16 protein-coding genes are annotated in these 19,485 nt (G+C 61.7%); 12 read left to right on the forward strand and 4 right to left on the reverse strand.

The window, feature by feature from the left end:
- Nucleotides 1-144: 144 nt before the first annotated feature.
- Nucleotides 145-540, reverse strand: a complete 396-nt coding sequence (locus tag KW845_RS19910) for a TssQ family T6SS-associated lipoprotein (protein WP_218371060.1) — start codon at nucleotides 538-540, stop codon at nucleotides 145-147.
- Between the two features lie 260 nt (nucleotides 541-800).
- Here KW845_RS19910 and KW845_RS19915 point away from each other — a divergent pair, with 260 nt between their 5' ends.
- Entirely contained in the window at nucleotides 801-2,009 is a 1,209-nt protein-coding gene (locus KW845_RS19915; RefSeq protein ID WP_218371061.1) for a hypothetical protein, read from the forward strand.
- Nucleotides 2,010-2,034: 25 nt separating this feature from the next.
- Here the strand turns inward: KW845_RS19915 and KW845_RS19920 are convergent, their stop codons facing one another.
- Genes KW845_RS19920 through KW845_RS19930 form a run of 3 tightly spaced genes read right to left on the reverse strand, consistent with a single transcriptional unit; the run spans nucleotide 2,035 to nucleotide 6,233 of the window.
- Entirely contained in the window at nucleotides 2,035-4,371 is a 2,337-nt protein-coding gene (locus KW845_RS19920; protein ID WP_370628258.1) for a CHASE2 domain-containing protein, read from the reverse strand.
- A 7-nt stretch (nucleotides 4,372-4,378) separates the two neighbouring features.
- Nucleotides 4,379-5,485, reverse strand: coding sequence for a FecR domain-containing protein (locus KW845_RS19925; RefSeq protein WP_218371062.1), 1,107 nt, complete (start codon nucleotides 5,483-5,485; stop codon nucleotides 4,379-4,381).
- Between the two features lie 25 nt (nucleotides 5,486-5,510).
- A complete protein-coding gene (locus KW845_RS19930; RefSeq protein ID WP_218371063.1) occupies nucleotides 5,511-6,233 on the reverse strand; it encodes a response regulator transcription factor in 723 nt (240 codons plus the stop codon).
- Between the two features lie 268 nt (nucleotides 6,234-6,501).
- Between KW845_RS19930 and KW845_RS19935 the strand changes: the two genes are divergently transcribed.
- The 11 genes from KW845_RS19935 to KW845_RS19985 all read left to right on the forward strand — a co-directional run bounded on the left by KW845_RS19935 (nucleotide 6,502) and on the right by KW845_RS19985 (nucleotide 19,472).
- A complete protein-coding gene (locus tag KW845_RS19935; RefSeq protein ID WP_218371064.1) occupies nucleotides 6,502-7,215 on the forward strand; it encodes a response regulator transcription factor in 714 nt (237 codons plus the stop codon).
- Nucleotides 7,216-7,563: 348 nt separating this feature from the next.
- The gene (gene rpsL, locus KW845_RS19940) at nucleotides 7,564-7,941 is read left to right on the forward strand and encodes a 30S ribosomal protein S12 (protein ID WP_005017264.1); all 378 of its coding nucleotides are present in this window, start codon (nucleotides 7,564-7,566) and stop codon (nucleotides 7,939-7,941) included.
- A gap of 167 nt (nucleotides 7,942-8,108) precedes the next feature.
- The gene (rpsG, locus tag KW845_RS19945; RefSeq protein ID WP_094798042.1) at nucleotides 8,109-8,579 is read left to right on the forward strand and encodes a 30S ribosomal protein S7; all 471 of its coding nucleotides are present in this window, start codon (nucleotides 8,109-8,111) and stop codon (nucleotides 8,577-8,579) included.
- An 18-nt stretch (nucleotides 8,580-8,597) separates the two neighbouring features.
- Nucleotides 8,598-10,700: an elongation factor G gene (gene fusA / locus KW845_RS19950; protein WP_218371065.1), complete on the forward strand. Its 2,103-nt coding sequence runs from the start codon at nucleotides 8,598-8,600 to the stop codon at nucleotides 10,698-10,700.
- 78 nt (nucleotides 10,701-10,778) lie between these two features.
- A complete protein-coding gene (gene tuf / locus KW845_RS19955) occupies nucleotides 10,779-11,969 on the forward strand; it encodes an elongation factor Tu (RefSeq protein ID WP_218371052.1) in 1,191 nt (396 codons plus the stop codon).
- A 71-nt stretch (nucleotides 11,970-12,040) separates the two neighbouring features.
- Nucleotides 12,041-12,352, forward strand: coding sequence for a 30S ribosomal protein S10 (gene rpsJ, locus KW845_RS19960; protein ID WP_012251770.1), 312 nt, complete (start codon nucleotides 12,041-12,043; stop codon nucleotides 12,350-12,352).
- A 267-nt stretch (nucleotides 12,353-12,619) separates the two neighbouring features.
- Nucleotides 12,620-13,750, forward strand: a complete 1,131-nt coding sequence (locus KW845_RS19965; protein WP_218371066.1) for a C4-dicarboxylate TRAP transporter substrate-binding protein — start codon at nucleotides 12,620-12,622, stop codon at nucleotides 13,748-13,750.
- A gap of 58 nt (nucleotides 13,751-13,808) precedes the next feature.
- A complete protein-coding gene (locus tag KW845_RS19970; protein WP_218371067.1) occupies nucleotides 13,809-15,836 on the forward strand; it encodes a hydantoinase/oxoprolinase family protein in 2,028 nt (675 codons plus the stop codon).
- Nucleotides 15,829-17,541, forward strand: a complete 1,713-nt coding sequence (locus KW845_RS19975) for a hydantoinase B/oxoprolinase family protein (protein WP_218371068.1) — start codon at nucleotides 15,829-15,831, stop codon at nucleotides 17,539-17,541. The genes KW845_RS19970 and KW845_RS19975 overlap by 8 nt, the downstream gene beginning before the upstream one ends.
- A gap of 62 nt (nucleotides 17,542-17,603) precedes the next feature.
- On the forward strand, nucleotides 17,604-18,131 hold the full coding sequence (locus KW845_RS19980; protein WP_218371069.1) for a TRAP transporter small permease: 528 nt from the start codon (nucleotides 17,604-17,606) through the stop codon (nucleotides 18,129-18,131).
- 33 nt (nucleotides 18,132-18,164) lie between these two features.
- The gene (locus tag KW845_RS19985; protein WP_218371070.1) at nucleotides 18,165-19,472 is read left to right on the forward strand and encodes a TRAP transporter large permease; all 1,308 of its coding nucleotides are present in this window, start codon (nucleotides 18,165-18,167) and stop codon (nucleotides 19,470-19,472) included.
- Nucleotides 19,473-19,485: the final 13 nt, after the last annotated feature.

Below are 19,485 nucleotides of genomic sequence, written 5' to 3' on the forward strand. Positions count from 1 at the left end.
GGCACCATGCAAAAGACCGCTGAGCAATCAGCGGTCTTTTTTCGCCCGGCCACAAGACAAAGAAAGCGCCCCTTTGGGGGGCGGCAGCAAGCCGAAGGGCGCAGCCAGGGGGCTTCGCCCCCGCCGCGGCCGTACTTTTGTGGGTCAGCTACCCGCGCGTGCTTGTGCAGCCTTGAATACCGGCCCCCACTGCGGATGACCTGCTTCGTTGGGCGCCAGCGTGAACGCTGAATCCAATTGCAAAATACGTACAAAGGTGTCTTCGCACAGTTGCGCGTAGTTGCGCACGCAATAGCTGAAAGCCTGCAATTTGTACGCTTCGACCCGCATGGATTTGGGTGCGGTTGCGATATCGCCAGACGTGGCAACGGTGCGGATGACAGTACCGTACTGGCCACTCGCATATTGCTGCCGGACCTGGGTCATCGTATCCTCGGCGGCTTGCGAGGGCGGTGCTTCAAAGCCGGTGCCCATACTGGTGCAGCCACCAAGAAGCACTAAAAGGCAAAACAAAGAGGGCAAGAAAGCGCGAGTCTTCATGAGCGGTTGAGCCTGTGCCTGTGGGAGGAAAGAGTCACATCCTGTTCCTGGCGTAGTCATTATGAAATGAAGCCCGGCAGGATGCTCGGATAATATCCGTTGTATGAATCAATGGCACATGCTGCAGCGCACTAAATATGCGTCCTACTGCTAGGTTAGGTTATAAAAAGTAACTTCGGTAAACTCAGCGCCACGCTTACGCGAGAATCGAACGCCTGTCACATGGCGCATGGTTTACCGTCCATTCCAGTTTATCGGTCATGTTTTCCTCCGCCGGCTTTACCTCGCCGCGTGGTCCGTTCGCCGGTGCCGCGCCCCTAGCTCATCGCCCGCTTAGTGCCATTGCGGCAACCACTGCCGGCGGTGTACCGCAGGCCCGCATCCAGCGCATCATCGCCGAACTCATTCCGGTGCTCGACGATCTGCACCGGGATGGCCGCATCTGTGGCGATATCTCGGTCCATTCGGTAGGCATGGATGAAGCCGGACGGGCGCACCTGATGGCGCTGTCCGGCTACTCTCGTCTTGGCGAGCCTGCATTGACGCCCGGCTACGCGCCGTTCGAACTGTATACCGAAGCACCGGAATGGCCGCGCGGCCCGTGGACAGACATCTACGCCTTGAGCGCGATGGCCTATTCCCTGGTTACCGGCCGGCGGCCGCCAGCGGCGTCCGAACGGCGCGTATCGGAAACCTATCGTCCCCTGGCGGCATTGGGCCTGGCCAAGTACGACGCCAGTTTCCTGGCGTCGATCGATGCAGGGCTGGCGATCATTCCGGCAGACCGTCCGCAAACCATGCAGGCATTCGCGGATTCGCTGGCGTTGCCGTCCGCACCGCAGGCATCCCAGGCGGTTCCCGCGGCTGCGGAAACGGTCGCGCCTGCGGTGGCCGCCGAAACTCCCTATACGCCACGGCGCGGCAACTTCCGTTCGTTCATGCATGCAGCGCTGCTGGGTATCGCAACCCTGGGTGTATCCGCTTATTGGTGGGGCCGCCTGACAAAGGCGCCGGAAGGCGTAATTACCCATTCTGAATCTGCCCTGACCCAGGTCCGGGTACCCGACACGGCGGTCTCGCCAGCTTTGTCGTCGCCGCCATCGGCCGCGCCTGCACCGGCCGCGGTTGCCCCATTGGCGCAATGGCAAACGAGCTACCCCACCGCCGAAGAGGCCGCCGCCGCGTCAGCGCTGCTGGCCGAGTCGGCGCCTGATGATAAACCCGCCGAAGCGGCGCCACCGCCACCACCACCGCCACCGTCCCCGGTCCGGGTCAGCATCAATGTGCGGCCATGGGGCGAAATTCTGGTCAATGGCGTGTCGCGCGGCGTGACGCCGCCGCTAAAGACTCTGCGCCTGGCGCCTGGCAAGTATTCCGTGACCATACGCAATACTGCGCAGCCGCCTTATCGCACGACACTGGAAGTGAAGGCGGGCAAGCCCGCCATGATCACTCACATATTTCGATGAGCGCACCCAGCCGGGCCGTCCATGGTCAGGCTTGGTAGGCCTCGTCGTCCAGGGCCATGGGCAGGCTCAAGGTAAACCGCGCACCGGCGCCGCGCTCACTATGTACGGAAATGCGGCCACCATGGCGTAGCGCCACCGTGCGCACGAACGGCAGGCCCAGCCCAGCGCCGCTGGTGCTGGAACGATGCGCCTCTCCCGTACGAAAGAACGGCTCGAACAAGCGTGCCTGGTCTTCTGGCGCAATGCCTGGGCCGGCATCTTCGACCTCGATATCCCAGCTGTCCGAGGCGGCACGAACGCGCAACAGTATCCGGCTGCCGTCGGGGCTGTACTTGATGGCGTTATCCAGCAGGTTGTAGAGGGCTCGCATGATCAGCATCTGATCGCCGTAGGCCAGTGCCGCGGACTTTGGGGCCTGCACATCCAGCGCAATGCCGCGTGCCTGGGCCGACGCCCAGAATTCGTCGGTAGCCTCGCGCACCAGATCGGCAAGGTCCAGCTTTGCATGCGCAATGTCCATCGATTCGGCGCGGGTAAGCTGGATGAAATCGTCGACCAGCCGCAGCGTGCGGTTGGCCAGATGCGCGATACGTGTCAGCGCGTCGACCGGATGGGCATCGGCGTGGCCCGCCTGGTTCAACGCAACCAGGGCCAATATCGAATTCTGCGGCGCCCGCATGTCATGCGAGATGAATCGCAGGGTCTCTTCGCGTTGCCGCTCGGCCTGGCGTACGTTGGTAACGTCGCTCAGCGTCACCACCAATCCGGCGTGGGCGCCTTGCGCCGTACGGATAGGCGCACATCGCAGCAATAAATCCTGTCCTGCACGGTCGCGTACTTCAACGTTGGTGCGCGACGGGGCTGCACCGTGCAGGCCGGTCTCATGGCCATGCACGCGCAAGGCCTCGCGCACCAATTGTTGGATGGCGGACTCGTCGAAGGCCTGCACCAGGGCTGGAGCCAGCGCCCGCCCGATGCGGGGCGGCCGGATGCTCAGGTTCAGGAAATACATGATGGCGGGGCGATTGCGAAACTGCAGCCGGCCGGCTTGGTCGATGACCAGCGTGGCATCGGGCATGCCGTCCAGGCCATCGATCAGGAAGCGCCGCAGGTTGCGCACCCGGCTCAGTGTGCGGTCGAGTTCATCCACATGCTGGTCCAGCGATCGCCCGATGCGCCCGACCTGGGGTCCTGCCTCATCCAGGACAGGCGGATACTCGAGGCGTAGCCGCTTCATTTCACCGTCCATATAGCGCAAAGCGGCCTCTTGGCTGCGCCAACTCCATAGCGGGTAGCACGTTGCAACGCCCAGCAGCGCCGCGGTTGGCGGAATCCATGTATTGCCCCACCACAATGCCGCCAGCGCGACAGCCAGAACGGCCGCCAGCAGCGCCGCGCTGCAGAACACCGCATGGCGCGGCGACAGACGGGGCAATGCCAGGCACAGCAACAATACGGGAATGGCACTGGCCAGCGCGGTCTGCCAGGCTTGTGCCGGCTGTACCACCAGGCCCTGGCGGGCCGAGTGCAGCAAGTTGGCCATGATCTCGACGCCCGAAATCCCGCTCGCACGATGCGATACCGGGGCGGGGAATATGTCGCCCATGCCTGTGGCCCAGGCTCCCACCAGCACGTACTTGTCCTGGAAGAGCTCGGGCGGTGCTTCGCCGCGCAGCACGGCCAGGTAAGACACCGCCTGGAAGTGGCCGGGCGGGCCTGCATAGGGGATGAGCGAGGTGTCGGCCGGTGCCAACTGTCCAAGAAAGTCGCGTGCCGTCGAGGCGTGGCCGCCGGCCTGCAGCATGGCCAAGGCAAAATGGTTCCATTGCTCGCCGCCTACGCGGCGAGTCCAGGTGGTGCGTCGCACGACGCCATCGTCGTCCAGGCCAATATTGATATAACCCAATCCCGCAGCGGCCTGAGCCAGCGGCTTCAGGGGCAGGTCGACATGCGCGGGCTGCCCGAGATTGTCCAGTACCACCGGCAGCACGACGCGTCCGTGCCGGCGGATCGCGTCGGCCAGCATTCGGTCGCTGTCAAGGTTGTGTTCGTCGGCCTCGGCAAACACGATGTCCAGCCCCACTGCGCGCGCGCCGTGCAAACGATCCAGCAACGCCGCATGTATCGCGCGCGGCCAAGGCCAGCGCCCCAAAGCCGCCACGGTCAGGTCGTCGATCATGACAATCAGCACATCGTCCGGCGCCGTCCGGCTCGTCAGCGAGATGGCGCGGTCATAGATCATCTGGTCGATGCGGCCCAATCCGTTGACCGCACCCAGCAGGGCGGCCAGGGCTACCAGGATGACAGTCAGCAGTCGCCGCGCGTGCGGACTGGTGCGGCGGCTGTCAGCCATGGTCGGCATGAGCGTCTCAATAGTCGGCCAACGTGACGGCGCCGCCATCGGACAACGATACGGGCAAGCCCGACACAGTCATCAGAATATTGGTTCCCTCGAATGTCAGGCGCGCATCGCGGCCCTGCAGCCCGGCTTCATCGATGGCACGCACGGCGACATGGTAGGTGCCGCTGCCCGGCGCCGAAAAGCGGATGTCTGTGCTGTTGAAGCGGCTGGACGAAGTCAGTTCCAGGCCTTCGGCATCGCGCGATACTTGCACTTGATATGCCACCGCGCCTGGCACGGACGAGACGGCCGCCGTCCATTGGCCCGAACCGGCGCGTTGCGGGGCGCCGAGTTGCGGCGCGGGCAGCAGGGGCCGGATGCCGGAGAGCACGCCGTCGGCGCCGACGGCGGCGCCAAAGCCAGTTGCGACCGCAACGGCCCGGCCCGGCGCGTTGTCGGGTGCGTGCGGCTGCAGCCTTACGCTGCCGTCGATAACCTCGCTGCGTGCGCCTTGCACATGGGCCTGGACGCGAAAGCGCGTGCCGCGCACGCCTGTAACGGCCACGGGTGTGCGCACCTCGAAGCGGCCCACGCCTTGCCCGGACGGCGCGACATGCGAATCCACGACACCGCGCTCCACCCTCAGGACCGAATCGGTCAGTGCCTCGCCTTCGAACTGACGCAAGCGCTCCAGGTGGGTAGCGCCTTCCTGGGGCAGCGTGACTTTGCTGCCATCGGCCAGTTGCAGGGTAACAAAGCCATTGGCCGATGTCGTGATGGTCGAGCCTTCGGCCACTGGCATGCCCACGCGCAGCGGCGTGCCATCCATACTGGCGCTTCCGCTCACGTGCACGGCGCGCGCCTGGGCCGGAATTTCCGGAATCAGGGCAAGCGGGATGCGCAGTTCGGACCCGATCACCAGGCGATAGGGGTCGTCGACGGAATTCAGGCGCTGCAAGGTCGCCCAGTTCGATTCGTTACGCGTATAGGTACCAGCCAGGCGGATCAGCGTGTCTCCTTGGCGGATACGGTAAATGAAATCATCACCCAGCGCCCCGGCGGGCTGCGCCGATGCAAGCGTGCCGGACGCGGCCGCACTCAAGGTGATGAATATGCGTATGAAACGCGAGAGCATGTATCAAAGTCTCCGATGCCAGGTTCTATGTCTTGTATGGCGGCTTCGTCGCGTTAGCGCCATCATTGAGGACTTCAAGCCGATATCCCAGTGCATATGACGAAGCCAGCCGCACGCCATTTTCCGGACGCAACCGAAGCTTCTGGCGGATATTGGACAAGTGCGTGTCCAGCGTGCGTGACGTTGCGGGAATTTCACGATTCCAGACACTCTCGGCCAGCACATCGCGCGACAGCAGGCGGCCCACATTGCGAAAGAACAAATGCGCTAACTCGAACTCTTTAGGCGCTAACATGACGGCTTCGCCGCTCAACGTGATAGTTCGGCCAGTGGGGTCGATGCGATATGCGGCAACCGAGAATGGGTTGTGATCAGCTTGTGCCGCCTGGCTTCGCCGCAGCAATGCCGCGATGCGCGCCAGCAGCTCGGCCGGCCGCAGGGGCTTGACGACATAGTCGTCGGCACCCGCCTGCAGGCCTTGTACCAAGTCGGCCTCCTGGCTGCGGCTCGTGACGAAAATGATGGGAATCTGCATGCCCAGTGTGGCGCGCAGCCGTCGCAGCACTTCATCGCCGTCCATATCCGGCACATGCCAATCCAGCAGAATCAAGTCGAACGATTGGTCGCGCAGGGCCGCCAGCAGGTCACGGCTGCACTGATAGCTATGGCAGGTGTAGCCGGCTGAATCCAGAACCTGCTGAATATGCCGTGCCTGGTCCAGGTCGTCTTCCAGCGAGGCTATCTGCATAGTCAAATTCTTTGTTTAGAAGAGCGCTTCTTCGCCCAGTAGCCAGGCTCGCGCGATGTATTAGCGAGGCCATACTGCACTGCGATGATAACTCGCTGTTGCGCATTCTCCGATTCTGCAACATTGTGAATGTCAAGCAATGTCAAGTTGACAAACATTGACTACGAATTCGCGCAAGATGAAGCCACACTGTCTCAGATATACCGCGTTGCGCAAAGGCCCGTAAACCAGGAACTACGCGGAAAAAGCGGGCTTCAGGGACAATGTTATGAAGCAATTGAAAGTACTCATCATGGTGTCCGATGCAACAATCCGTGGGCACTCGGTAACAACGATGTTGCAGGCCGGCATCGCCGCGGAAGGATGCGGCACGCCACTCGAACTGTTCAATCAGCTGAGCGCCGACCGATTCGATGCCGTCGTGCTCGACATCTGCGAGCTGGGCGAGATCGGCTACGCACTGCTGTCGCGCCTGCGCGCTTCCCCGGCGCTGGGCATCGTCGTGATCGGCGCCACGCTGGGCGTGGAAAGCCGCCTTCGCTGTCTGCAAAGCGGTGCCGATATCTGCCTGCCTGATCCGCTGGACTGCCGCGAATTGGCCTGCGTGTTGCTGGCATTGGCACGGCGGCTGCCGGGCCGCGCGGCGCGGGTCGCTGAAGAGCCCGAAATCGCCCCCGAGGGTGCCGGCCGCTGGGAATTGCGCGACCAGAGCTGGACCTTGGTGTCGCCCGCCGGCATAGCGATTTCGCTGTCGGCCAACGAGCGGCTCGTGGTTCGGACTTTGCTAGATGTTACGGGACGCGCGGTCGGCCGTGCCGAACTCAACCAGCAGCTCGAGACCGACAGCAATACTGGCCGTACCGGCGGGGCGCGCAGCATCGATGTCATCGTCAGCCGCCTGCGCCGCAAGGCCGAGCTGGCCGGCGTCATCCTGCCCATCCGCACGGTCTACGGCAGCGGCTACCTGTTCGCCGATCGATAGCTCCTGGTTTGCCGCCTTCGCCGTTCCTGCCTCGGCACATGACGCCCAGCCGGGCCGAATAGGGGGCCCTGCCCCGGGCTTTGACATACCTATTGTTCTAGGTTATGCTGACGGGCTTACTGCTTTATTTGCGCATAAAGAAGGCTAGTCACTTTCATGGCTGCCGGTCTTTGTGCGTTTTTGTCTGCAAGACCCGCTCTTTTACGTACGGAACGTTTGAGGCGGTTTTGCGTGAACTGCCTCTCGCTGGTGCAGCGGCCTTGTCCTTCACTTCAGGTCAGGCAATTCACCAGGGACACGAGTACATAAAGTACTTACCAGTGGTACGTAAAAGGGATTTCAAAGGTCATGCCTACCATTAGCCAACTCGTGCGCAAGCCGCGCGAAGTCAGCATCATCAAGAGCAAGAGCCCCGCGCTCGAAAACTGCCCGCAACGCCGCGGCGTGTGCACCCGCGTGTACACCACCACCCCCAAGAAGCCGAACTCCGCCCTGCGTAAGGTTGCGAAGGTGCGTCTCACCAACGGCTACGAAGTGATTTCGTACATCGGCGGTGAAGGCCACAACCTGCAAGAGCACTCGGTGGTTCTGGTGCGCGGCGGCCGTGTGAAAGACCTTCCGGGTGTGCGCTACCACATCGTGCGTGGCTCGCTCGACCTGCAAGGCGTCAAGGATCGCAAGCAGGCACGTTCGAAGTACGGCGCCAAGCGTCCGAAGAAGGCCTGATACCGTATTTTTGGCAGTACCCCCGGTTGCGCGCAAGCGCCACCAGGACAGTGCAACCGCGCCACCCCCCCGTCGGGACGGTGCGCGGCACGTAAGGGGTCGTCCCATTGGGCGGCCATGGCCGTGTCACCAGACATGGTTCAACTGAACAGACACAAGGAAGCAACATGCCCCGTCGTCGCGAAGTACCCAAGCGCGAGATCCTGCCCGATCCCAAGTTCGGCAGCGTCGAGCTCGCCAAATTCATGAACGTCGTCATGCTGGACGGCAAGAAGGCCGTCGCCGAGCGCATCATCTATGGCGCGCTCGAGCAAGTGCAAGCCAAGACCGGCAAAGAGCCGATCGAGGTTTTCAGCCTGGCGATCAACAACATCAAGCCGATCGTCGAAGTGAAAAGCCGCCGCGTGGGCGGTGCCAACTACCAAGTGCCGGTTGAAGTGCGCCCCGTGCGCCGCCTGGCCTTGGCCATGCGTTGGCTGCGCGAAGCCGCAAAGAAGCGCGGTGAAAAGTCGATGGATCTGCGCCTGGCCGGCGAACTGATCGACGCCTCGGAAGGGCGCGGCGCCGCGATGAAGAAACGCGAAGACACGCACAAGATGGCCGAGGCCAACAAGGCCTTCAGCCATTTCCGCTGGTAATTTAAGGATCAACCTACCATGGCCCGCAAAACCCCGATCGAGCGCTATCGCAACATTGGTATCTCTGCGCACATCGATGCAGGGAAAACCACCACGACCGAACGCATCCTGTTCTATACCGGCGTCAACCACAAGATTGGCGAAGTGCATGATGGCGCAGCCACCATGGACTGGATGGAGCAAGAGCAAGAGCGTGGCATTACCATCACGTCGGCCGCTACGACGGCGTTTTGGCGCGGCATGGCTGGCAACTATCCCGAACACCGCATCAACATCATCGACACCCCGGGCCACGTGGACTTCACCATCGAGGTGGAACGCTCCATGCGCGTGCTCGACGGCGCTTGCATGGTGTACTGCGCGGTGGGTGGTGTGCAGCCGCAGTCCGAAACCGTGTGGCGCCAGGCCAACAAGTACGGCGTGCCCCGCCTGGCGTTCGTCAACAAGATGGACCGCACCGGTGCCAATTTCTTCAAGGTCTACGAACAGTTGAAGACGCGCCTGCGCGCCAACCCCGTGCCCATCGTGATCCCGATCGGCGCCGAAGACACCTTCAAGGGTGTCATCGACCTGGTCAAGATGAAGGCCATCGTCTGGGACGAAGCCAGCCAAGGCACCAAGTTCGACTACACCGACATTCCGGCCGAACTCGAAGGCCCCGCCAACGAATGGCGTGAAAAGCTGGTCGAAGCGGCTGCCGAGTCCACCGAGGAACTGATGAACAAGTACCTCGAGACAGGCTCGCTGGATGAGGCCGAAATCAACGTCGCGATCCGCCAGCGCACCATCGCCGGCGAGATCCAGCCGATGCTGTGCGGCACCGCCTTCAAGAACAAGGGCGTGCAGCGCATGCTCGACGCCGTCATCGACTACCTGCCTTCCCCGATCGACATCCCGCCGGTCGATGGCCAGGACGACGATGGCAATCCTGTTTCGCGCAAGGCTGACGACGGCGAAAAACTGTCGGCGCTGGCGTTCAAGCTGATGAGCGACCCCTTCGTGGGCCAACTCACGTTCGTGCGCGTGTATTCGGGCGTGCTGAAGTCCGGCGACACCGTCTACAACCCGATCAAGGGCAAGAAAGAGCGCGTTGGCCGTCTGCTGCAGATGCATGCCAACAACCGCGAAGAAATCAAGGAAGTTCTGGCAGGCGACATCGCCGCCGTGGTTGGCCTGAAAGACGTCACCACCGGCGAAACGCTGTGCGATATCGATTCGCACATCCTGCTCGAGCGCATGGAGTTCCCCGAACCCGTGATTTCCCAGGCCGTCGAACCCAAGTCCAAGGCCGACCAGGAAAAGATGGGCCTGGCCCTGTCGCGCCTGGCCCAGGAAGACCCGTCGTTCCGCGTGCGCAGCGACGAAGAATCCGGCCAGACCATCATCTCGGGCATGGGCGAGCTGCACCTGGAAATCCTGGTCGATCGCATGAGGCGCGAATTCGGCGTGGAAGCCAACGTCGGCAAGCCCCAAGTGGCCTACCGCGAAACCATCCGCAAGATCTGCGACGAAATCGAAGGCAAGTTCGTCAAGCAGTCGGGCGGTCGTGGCCAGTACGGTCACGTGGTGCTCAAGCTCGAGCCGCTCCCCCCGGGCGGCGGCTACGAGTTCGTGGATGCCATCAAGGGCGGCGTGGTGCCGCGCGAGTACATTCCCGCGGTCGACAAGGGCATCCAGGAAACCCTGCCCGCAGGTATCCTGGCCGGCTATCCGGTGGTGGACATCAAGGCGACGCTGTTCTTCGGTTCGTACCACGACGTGGACTCGAACGAAAACGCGTTCAAGATGGCCGCTTCGATGGCCTTCAAGGACGGCATGCGCAAGGCCAGCCCGGTGCTGCTCGAGCCCATGATGGCTGTTGAAGTCGAAACGCCTGAAGACTACGCTGGTACCGTGATGGGCGATTTGTCCTCGCGGCGCGGCATGGTGCAGGGCATGGAAGACATGGTCGGCGGCGGCAAGACCATCAAGGCCGAGGTTCCCTTGGCCGAGATGTTCGGTTACGCCACCAACCTGCGCTCGCTGACGCAAGGTCGTGCCACGTACACGATGGAATTCAAGCATTACTCCGAGGCCCCCAAGAACGTCGCTGACGAAGTCATCGCCGCTCGGGCCAAGTAAATAACCGTCGCCGCGTCTCCGTGATCCGGGGGCGCGGCAAATCATCCCAGTTTCCTTGAAAGTCAAAGGATAGAGATCATGGCAAAAGGCAAGTTTGAACGTACCAAGCCGCACGTGAACGTGGGTACGATTGGTCACGTTGACCACGGCAAAACGACGTTGACGGCGGCCATCACGACCGTGCTGTCGAACAAGTTCGGCGGGGAAGCCCGCGGCTACGACCAGATCGACGCGGCGCCCGAAGAGAAGGCACGTGGCATCACGATCAACACGGCGCACGTGGAATACGAGACGGCGAACCGTCACTACGCGCACGTTGATTGCCCGGGTCACGCGGACTACGTCAAGAACATGATCACGGGTGCGGCGCAGATGGACGGCGCGATCCTGGTGTGTTCGGCCGCAGACGGCCCGATGCCGCAGACGCGCGAGCACATTTTGCTGTCGCGCCAGGTTGGCGTGCCGTACATCATCGTGTTCCTGAACAAGGCCGACATGGTCGATGATGCCGAGTTGCTCGAGCTGGTGGAGATGGAAGTCCGCGAACTGCTGTCGAAGTACGACTTTCCGGGCGACGACACGCCGATCGTGAAGGGTTCGGCCAAGCTGGCGCTCGAGGGCGACAAGGGCGAGCTGGGCGAGCAGGCGATCCTGAAGCTGGCCGAGGCGCTGGACACGTACATCCCGACGCCCGAGCGTGCGGTCGACGGTGCGTTCCTGATGCCGGTCGAAGACGTGTTCTCGATCTCGGGTCGTGGCACGGTGGTGACGGGCCGTATCGAGCGTGGCGTGGTCAAGGTGGGCGAGGAAATCGAGATCGTGGGCATCAAGCCGACGGTCAAGACGACGTGCACGGGCGTGGAGATGTTCCGCAAGCTGCTCGACCAGGGCCAGGCGGGCGACAACGTGGGTATTTTGCTGCGCGGCACCAAGCGCGAAGACGTCGAGCGTGGCCAAGTGCTGGCCAAGCCGGGTTCGATCACGCCGCACACGGAATTCACCGCCGAGGTGTACATTCTGTCCAAGGAAGAAGGCGGGCGTCACACGCCGTTCTTCAACGGTTATCGTCCGCAGTTCTACTTCCGCACGACGGACGTGACCGGCTCGATCGACCTGCCCAAGGACAAGGAAATGGTGCTGCCGGGCGACAACGTGTCGATGACGGTCAAGTTGCTGGCCCCGATCGCCATGGAAGAAGGTCTGCGTTTCGCCATCCGTGAAGGCGGCCGTACCGTCGGCGCCGGCGTCGTCGCCAAAATCATCGCCTAAGGCGCACACAAACCAGCGAAGGCGGCGGGTCCTCTTCTACCGCCTTCGCTTTTCGTTCTTTGGGAAACACCATGAAAAACCAGAAGATCCGTATCCGCTTGAAAGCCTTTGATTACAAGCTGATCGATCAGTCCGCGGCCGAGATCGTCGACACCGCCAAGCGCACTGGCGCTGTGGTGCGCGGCCCGGTTCCGCTGCCTACGCGTATCCGCCGCTATGACGTGCTGCGTTCGCCTCACGTGAACAAGTCGTCGCGCGACCAGTTCGAAATCCGCACCCATCAGCGCCTGATGGACATCGTGGACCCCACCGACAAGACCGTGGACGCTTTGATGCGCCTGGACCTGCCGGCCGGTGTCGACGTGGAAATCGCGCTGCAGTAAGTTTGCCGGAACCGCTTGCTTCGGTAAGCGGTATGCAGAACAAGGCCGTACCCGCAAGGGTGCGGCCTTTGTTTTTGGGTCGACGTCTTTGTTCGCCGCGCCAGGCATCTAGTGGAATCCACCCATAGGGATTTCACTTATATGGAAAAAAAACCATCAAATTAAAATAAAAATGAAATTTTGGCCGAAATAGTTCACTCTATCTTCAATGCGTGAATACGCCGCCTACGTGGTTCCCAGCGGCCTGCACGCTCACCGGAGCAAGCCATGCAGATTCACAGATTCTGCGCAGGACTGGCGCTGTGCGCCGCTATCGGCGCGACGTCGGCCGCAATGGCCGAAACCACCCTCAATGCCAGCATCTGGTTTCCTGAGACGCAACCGCTGACCCGGTACGGTTATCAGGAATGGGCCAAGAAAGTCGAGCAGGCGTCTGGTGGCGACCTGAAGATCAAGGTCTTTACTGACACGACCCTGCTTCCCGTCGTGGCGCACCTGAGCGGCCTGCGCGACGGTATAGCCGACATCACCTACCACGCCGGCACTTACACTCCCGCGGATCTGCCCGAGGACAATGTCCTGGCGGTATTGGGAATCTCGTTGGACGATCCGATACTGACGACCTTCGCCGTAGCGGACTTCTACATCAACGACCCGGCCATGCAGGCCCGGTGGAAGCGCCAGAAAATCGTCTTCCTGGGCGCTTACGCCAGCGTTCCGTACAACCTTATCTGCCGCAAGAAAGTGGCGCAGTTGTCCGACTTGAAAGGCCTGAAGCTGCGCACGCCCGGCCCGGTACACGCCGAATGGGCGAAGTCCGTGGGCGCTACACCGGTGAATGTGCCTTCCAGCGAAATGTTCACAGGCCTGGACAAAGGGCAAATCGACTGTGCGGTCATGGGCGCCAATGAGTTGAAGACACGCTCGTTGTGGGATGTGGCCAAGCATATCAACATGGCCAACCTGGGGCCCTACTTTGCGGGCTGGTTATGGGCCATGAACGGCAATACCTGGAAATCGCTGGACGACAAACAGCGCCGCATCCTGTTGGACACGATTGCCGAATCCACCGTAGAGACCGAAATCGCGTACGTCAAGGCTGGCGACGAGGCTGTCCAGGAATCTTCACAGCACGGCGTCACGGTGTATCAGCCTGCTGCCGATATCGTGCAATCGATCGCCAATTTCCATGAGCACGCGCACGCCATGGCACTGAAAGAAGGGGCGGAGCGCTTCAAGCTGAAAGACACCGAGGGGCTGGTCTCGCGGTTCGACGCCACATTGAAGAAATGGGAAGGCCTGCTTGCGGGTGTCGACAAGACTGACGCTGCGGCCTTGACCAAGGTACTCAAGGAAAATCTATACGACAAGGTCGATGAGAAAACCTATGGGGGCTGACCACAATCGATAGGGCGTGCCATTTGCCGGGCCACATGATTCTTCGAGGTGTACAAGTATGCGTATCGGGGTTGAAGTAGGCGGTACATTCACGGATCTGGTTGCGATAGATGAAACCGGTGTGCGGGTACTCAAAGTGCCCAGCACGCCCAGCCATCCGGACGAGGGCGCATTCAATGCGCTTATCGAAAGTGGGATCCCGCTGAGTTCCGTAAGCGATCTTTCGCACGGATCCACGGTGGCGACTAACGCGGTGCTTGAACGCAAGGGGTTTCTGACCGCATTCATCACTACAGCGGGATTTCGCGACATCCTGTCATTGCAGCGCCATGGCCGCAGCAATATTTATGACCTGGAATATCGCAAGCCCGAGCCCGTTGTCGAGCGCGCAAATACCCTGGAAGTCGAAGAACGCATTCTGGCCGACGGATCGATCCTTGTCGCATTGGACGAGCAAGCGGTGCGCAACGTCCTTGTGCCCCAGCTCAAGGGCGGCGATTATCAGGCAGTGGCCATCTGCCTGCTGAATGCGTATGTCAACCCGGCACACGAACACAAATTGCGTGAACTGATACAGGCCAGCCAGCCGGATATTCACGTAACGATTTCATCTGACATAACCAGAGAGTTCCGCGAATACGAACGCGCATCGACAACCGCCTTGTCTGCGTATGTGCAGCCGGTGATGGATCGGTACATCTCGCGCTTTACCCAGCGGCTGCAAGAGTCCGAATTCCGCGGGCGATTCAGCGTAATGCAATCGAACGGAGGCAAATTGCCGGCCCAGGCCATGCGTGCCAATGCGGTTACGGCATTGTTGTCGGGGCCGGCCGCCGGCGTCATGGGTGCGGCGCGCCAGGTATCGAGGTCTGGCTACCGCAACCTCATTACCCTGGATATGGGCGGCACTTCGACCGATGTTTGCGTGGTGGTGGATGGCAAGCCGCAGCTGACCAATGAATTCTCGATCGATGGTCTGCCGGTGCGCATCCCTGTGCTCGATATCAACACGGTGGGCGCGGGCGGGGGCAGCATCATATGGATAGACGAGGGAGGCATGTTGCGTGTCGGGCCCCGTTCGGCTGGCGCCGAGCCAGGCCCGGCCTGCTATGGCAAGGGCGGCACCCTTGCCACCATCACGGATGCGCATGTCGTCAGGCGGGCCATCATGCCCGAGACATTCCTGGGCGGCAAGATGCCCATCGACATCGCGGCAGCCCGTGACGCCCTGCAGCCCATCGCCACGCATTTCGGGATGACGCTCGAAGAAGCCGCCGATGCCGCGATTCGCCTATCCAATGCCAATATCGTGCGCGCCATCCAGGTTATCTCGACCGAGCGCGGTCATGATCCTCGCGACAACGTGCTGGTGCCCTTTGGCGGGGCCGGGCCGCTGCACGCCGCCGAGGTCGCGCGCGATCTCGGCGTAGGTACCATTGTGGTGCCGCCCAATTCGGGCGTCATATCGGCTTATGGCTTGTTGGCCAGCGACTTCATTCAATTCGAGAGCCTGACGCAGCGAGGCGTGCTGGGCGAAGACACGCCAGCCGGGATTCGCGCCGTCTACCAGGAAATGAGCCAGCGCGCGATAGCGCGCGCCCATGAGATGGGGCTAGACGGCGAACCCATCCTGAGTTTCGTCGTCGATATGCGTTTCGTCGGGCAGGCATTCGAAGTGCCGGTAGAGTTGGCATCGGCCGACCTCGAGCGGCTCACCAGTGCAAGACTGCGCGAGCTGTTCGGGGCGATGCACCACAAGCTGTTTTTCTTCGGCGCAGAAGGGGACAAGCCCATCGAGTATGTCTCGTTCCGCCTGGGCTTGACTGTGCCACTGAAATCCGTGCCTCAACTGCGCGAGCCGCAAGCCCAGTTCAGCCATGCGCAGGAAATCGACTTGTTCGACCAGGGGGCCTGGCGCAAGGCCACGATGATCAGCCGGGCCGCCATGAAGGTGGATCAGGCCCTGGCCGGGCCGGCCATACTGGAAGACTCGACTTCGACGTTGCTGGTTCCCTCGGGGTGGGTGGCCCGCCGCGACGCCAACGACAACGTTATTCTGACGCTCAAAGGTGAACAAAATGCCTGATTCGGTCCAGCCTTCCCCGCAGGCATCGAAGGGGGAACTCAATCCGGTGGATTACGCGGTCATCAGCCAGGGGCTGATTGCCGCTGCGCGGGAAATGGGCGTGAAGTTGATCAGGTCGGCCTACTCGACGATTATCCGCGAAGCCGCCGACGCTTCTGCCGCCTTGTTCGACCGTGACGGGAACGTGGTCGCACAGGCCGAGCTCATTCCCATGCAGCTGGGGCCGATGTCGGAGATCTTTCGCGCCTGCGCGGCGGCGGATCCGGTCCATACCATGCAGGAAGGGGATTTCTACATCACCAACGATCCGTACTCGGGCGGGCAGCACCTGCAGGACGTGTTCATTTATTCCCCCATTTTCTTCGAAGGCGAGCTGGTGGGCTTTGCCGGCACGGTCGCGCATCACTTGGACCTGGGCGGCGGCAACCCCGGCCTGACTACCGAGGCAGTCGATGTTCATGCCGAAGGCCTGATCTTTCCGCCGACGCGCTACAACCATGCCCGTGACTGGGCCGGCAACGGCCCGCTGAAGCGATTGGTGGCCGCCAATATCCGAGTGCCAGGACAGACCATCGGCGATTTCGACGCGCAGTTTGCGGCCAATTCGGTGGGCGCCGAGCGCGTGCGGCAGTTGTGCCGCAAGTACGGGACGCAGACGCTTCGTACCGCCATGAGCGAGCTCATCGAATACTCGGAGCGACGCTTTCGCATGGCACTGTCGCAACTGGGCGACGGTGTTTATTACGGTGAAGATTCTGTCGATGACGACGGAGTGTCCGAGGCGCCGCTGACGGTAAAGGTCGCGGTAAAGGTGTCCGGCGATTCGATCGAGATCGATTTCGATGGAACCTGCCCGCAGGTATCCCGCAACCTGAATTGCCCCTTCTCGTCGACCATATCCGCCGCGCTGTCGGCGGTGAAGGCTTCGCTTACCAGCCCCGATATCCCGTTCAACGAGGGCTTGAAAAAGCCGGTGCGTATCCGGGCGCCCAAGGGAAGCCTGGTCAATCCCAACTACCCCGCCCCGGTTCGCGCCCGCATGGAAGCCGGATACCGGTGTTTCAATGCCGTGCTCAAAGCGCTGGCGCAGGTTGCCCCGGACCAGGTCATCGCAGGCGGCAACGATGCCACGCTGGTCACATCGCTGTCGCATCAGCACGACGGAAAATACAAGGTTTACCTGGAGGTGTACGGCGGGGGATTCGGGGCCTCGCCCCGTCGCAATGGATGCGATGCTGTCGACTCGCCACTGTCGAATTGCACCAACACGCCGATAGAAGCGACGGACATGGACTTCGATCACTTCCGCATCATTGGCTATGGGTTGCTGCCCGATTCTTGCGGCCATGGGCGAAATCGCGGCGGGCTCGGGTTCTATCGCCGTTTCGAGATTCTGAAGGATGGCGTGAACTTTGCCATGTACGCCGACCGGTTCCGGATCGCGCCCTATGGCTTGTTCGGGGGCACCGATGGATGCCCCGGAGAAGCGGACATTCTGCGCGACGGCCAGAGAATTTCACTGAAGAGCAAAGACGCCCAGGTCTTGCGCAAGGGCGATATCGTCACGATCCGCACGGCGGGTGGCGGCGGGTATGGCTCCATTTCCGAGCGCAAGCGCGAAGACATCGAGTACGACGTCCAGCATGGCTACGTCAGCCGCAAGGCAGCGGATGCTGTCTATGGCATGGTCGCCGACGGTTCCTGAACGACACTTGCAGACGATACCCGTGTCCGTGGCGGGCACGGAACGTTATTCCAAGGATCGCCATGCGCACATTCGAAAAGATTATCAAGGCACTGGCCTATGCATTGACCGTCGTGGCCGCCGCCAGCCTGCTCATGATGATGCTGCAGACGGTCGTCGACGTCCTGCTGAACAATCTGGTAGGCGCACCCATCGAGGGGAATCTGGAAGTTATTTCCGCCTATCACATGGTCCTGGTGGTCTTTCTGCCGCTGGCCTACGTCGAGCTCAAGCATGAACATATCAGTTCCGACATTGTGGTCGGCCTGATGCCCCCGCGCTGGCGGCGTGCGATGTACGTATTCGGTGCGCTGATATCGTGCCTGTTCTTTGCCGTGCTCGCCTGGCAAACCTGGCTTGATGCCTTGAACTCTTACGAAATCAGGGAAGTGATCATGGGCTCGGTGTATGTCGAGATCTGGCCGTCGAAGTTCTCGTTGCCCATAGGGTTCGCCGCCATTTTCCTGGTGCTGGTGTTTCACATCCTGAAGGCGATCACCGATCCGGGTTTCAATCCGGCACCCGCCGGCCCCGATGTCGAACCGCAGTGATCTGCGACGGATGAAGCAGGAGAAGAACGCAATATGGATAACGTCACCATTGGCTTCATCGGTCTGGGCGCGGGCCTGCTTCTTATCGCACTGCGGGTTCCCATCGGTGTGGCCCTTGGCTCAGTCTCGTTCCTGGGAATAGCCACGATCCTCAATGCGCGCGCTGCCTGGGGCATGTTGACGGCCGTGCCGTTCAATTTTGTCGGCGATTGGAACCTGACGGCCATACCGATGTTCCTGCTGATGGGCTACGTGGCAGGGGCGACCGGTCTGTCCAAAGGCCTGTTCAGCGCCGCCCGGATCTTTCTTTCCCGCCTGCCCGGTGGCCTGGCGGTTGCCAGCGTAGGGGCGTGCGGCTTGCTCTCGGCCGCCTCTGGATCCAGCGTCGCGGTCTCGGCGGCCTTTGCCCGTATTGCAACGCCGGAAATGCTGCGCTATCGCTACCACCCCGGCCTGGCCAGTGGCGTGGTCGCTGCGGCTGGCACACTCGGCTCGCTGATTCCCCCCAGCATTCTGATGATTCTTTATGGCTATGTCGCCGAGGTGTCGATCGCGAAGGTGTTCATGGCCGGCTTCCTGCCGGGCTTGCTGTCGGCCTTGATGTTTGCCGCGATGATCATCATCCGCGTCAAGCTCAACCCCAAGCTGGCGCCACCCGTCGACGACACGGTCAGCAGCGCCGAGAAGCTCGCCGCACTGCGGGAAATCTGGCCGCTGCCGGTCTTGATCATCGGCGTGCTGGTCGGTATTTTCGCCGGGTTCTTCACGCCCACCGAAGCCGGCGCCGTGGGCGCCCTGCTGTCGCTGTTGCTGGCTGCCACGCGACGTTCGCTGACGTGGCCCATTCTGAAACGCTCGTTGCTGCTGACCCTGGCAGGCACGGCCAGCATCTTCATGGTTGTCATCGGCACTGTGCTGCTGGGCAAGTTCATGGCGCTGAGCACCGTGCCGGCAGTCATCACTCAATGGTTCATGGGCCTGGGCGCCTCGCAACTGGCCGTTATCGTCGCCGTGTCGGTGCTCTATCTGATATTGGGGTGCTTCCTGGACTCGATCGGCCTGTTGCTGCTGACGCTGCCCATCGTGCTGCCCATGGCGCGCGACTCCGGCATGGACCTGATCTGGTTCGGAATCATTCTGGTCAAACTGCTGGAGCTCGGCCTGGTCACGCCGCCCGTTGGCCTGAACGTCTATGTCACAAAAAGCGCTTTGGGCAGCCTGGTCGACCTGACTACTATATTCCGCGGGGTAGGCTGGTTCGTGGTTACCGATCTGATCACGTTGGCGTTGCTCGTGGCCTTTCCGTGGATCTCGCTGGTACTGCCCAACATGATGTCGTAAGCGAGAAAACCCA

It is taken from the genome of Bordetella sp. BOR01, assembly GCF_019218885.1.
Classification (GTDB): domain Bacteria; phylum Pseudomonadota; class Gammaproteobacteria; order Burkholderiales; family Burkholderiaceae_B; genus Bordetella_A.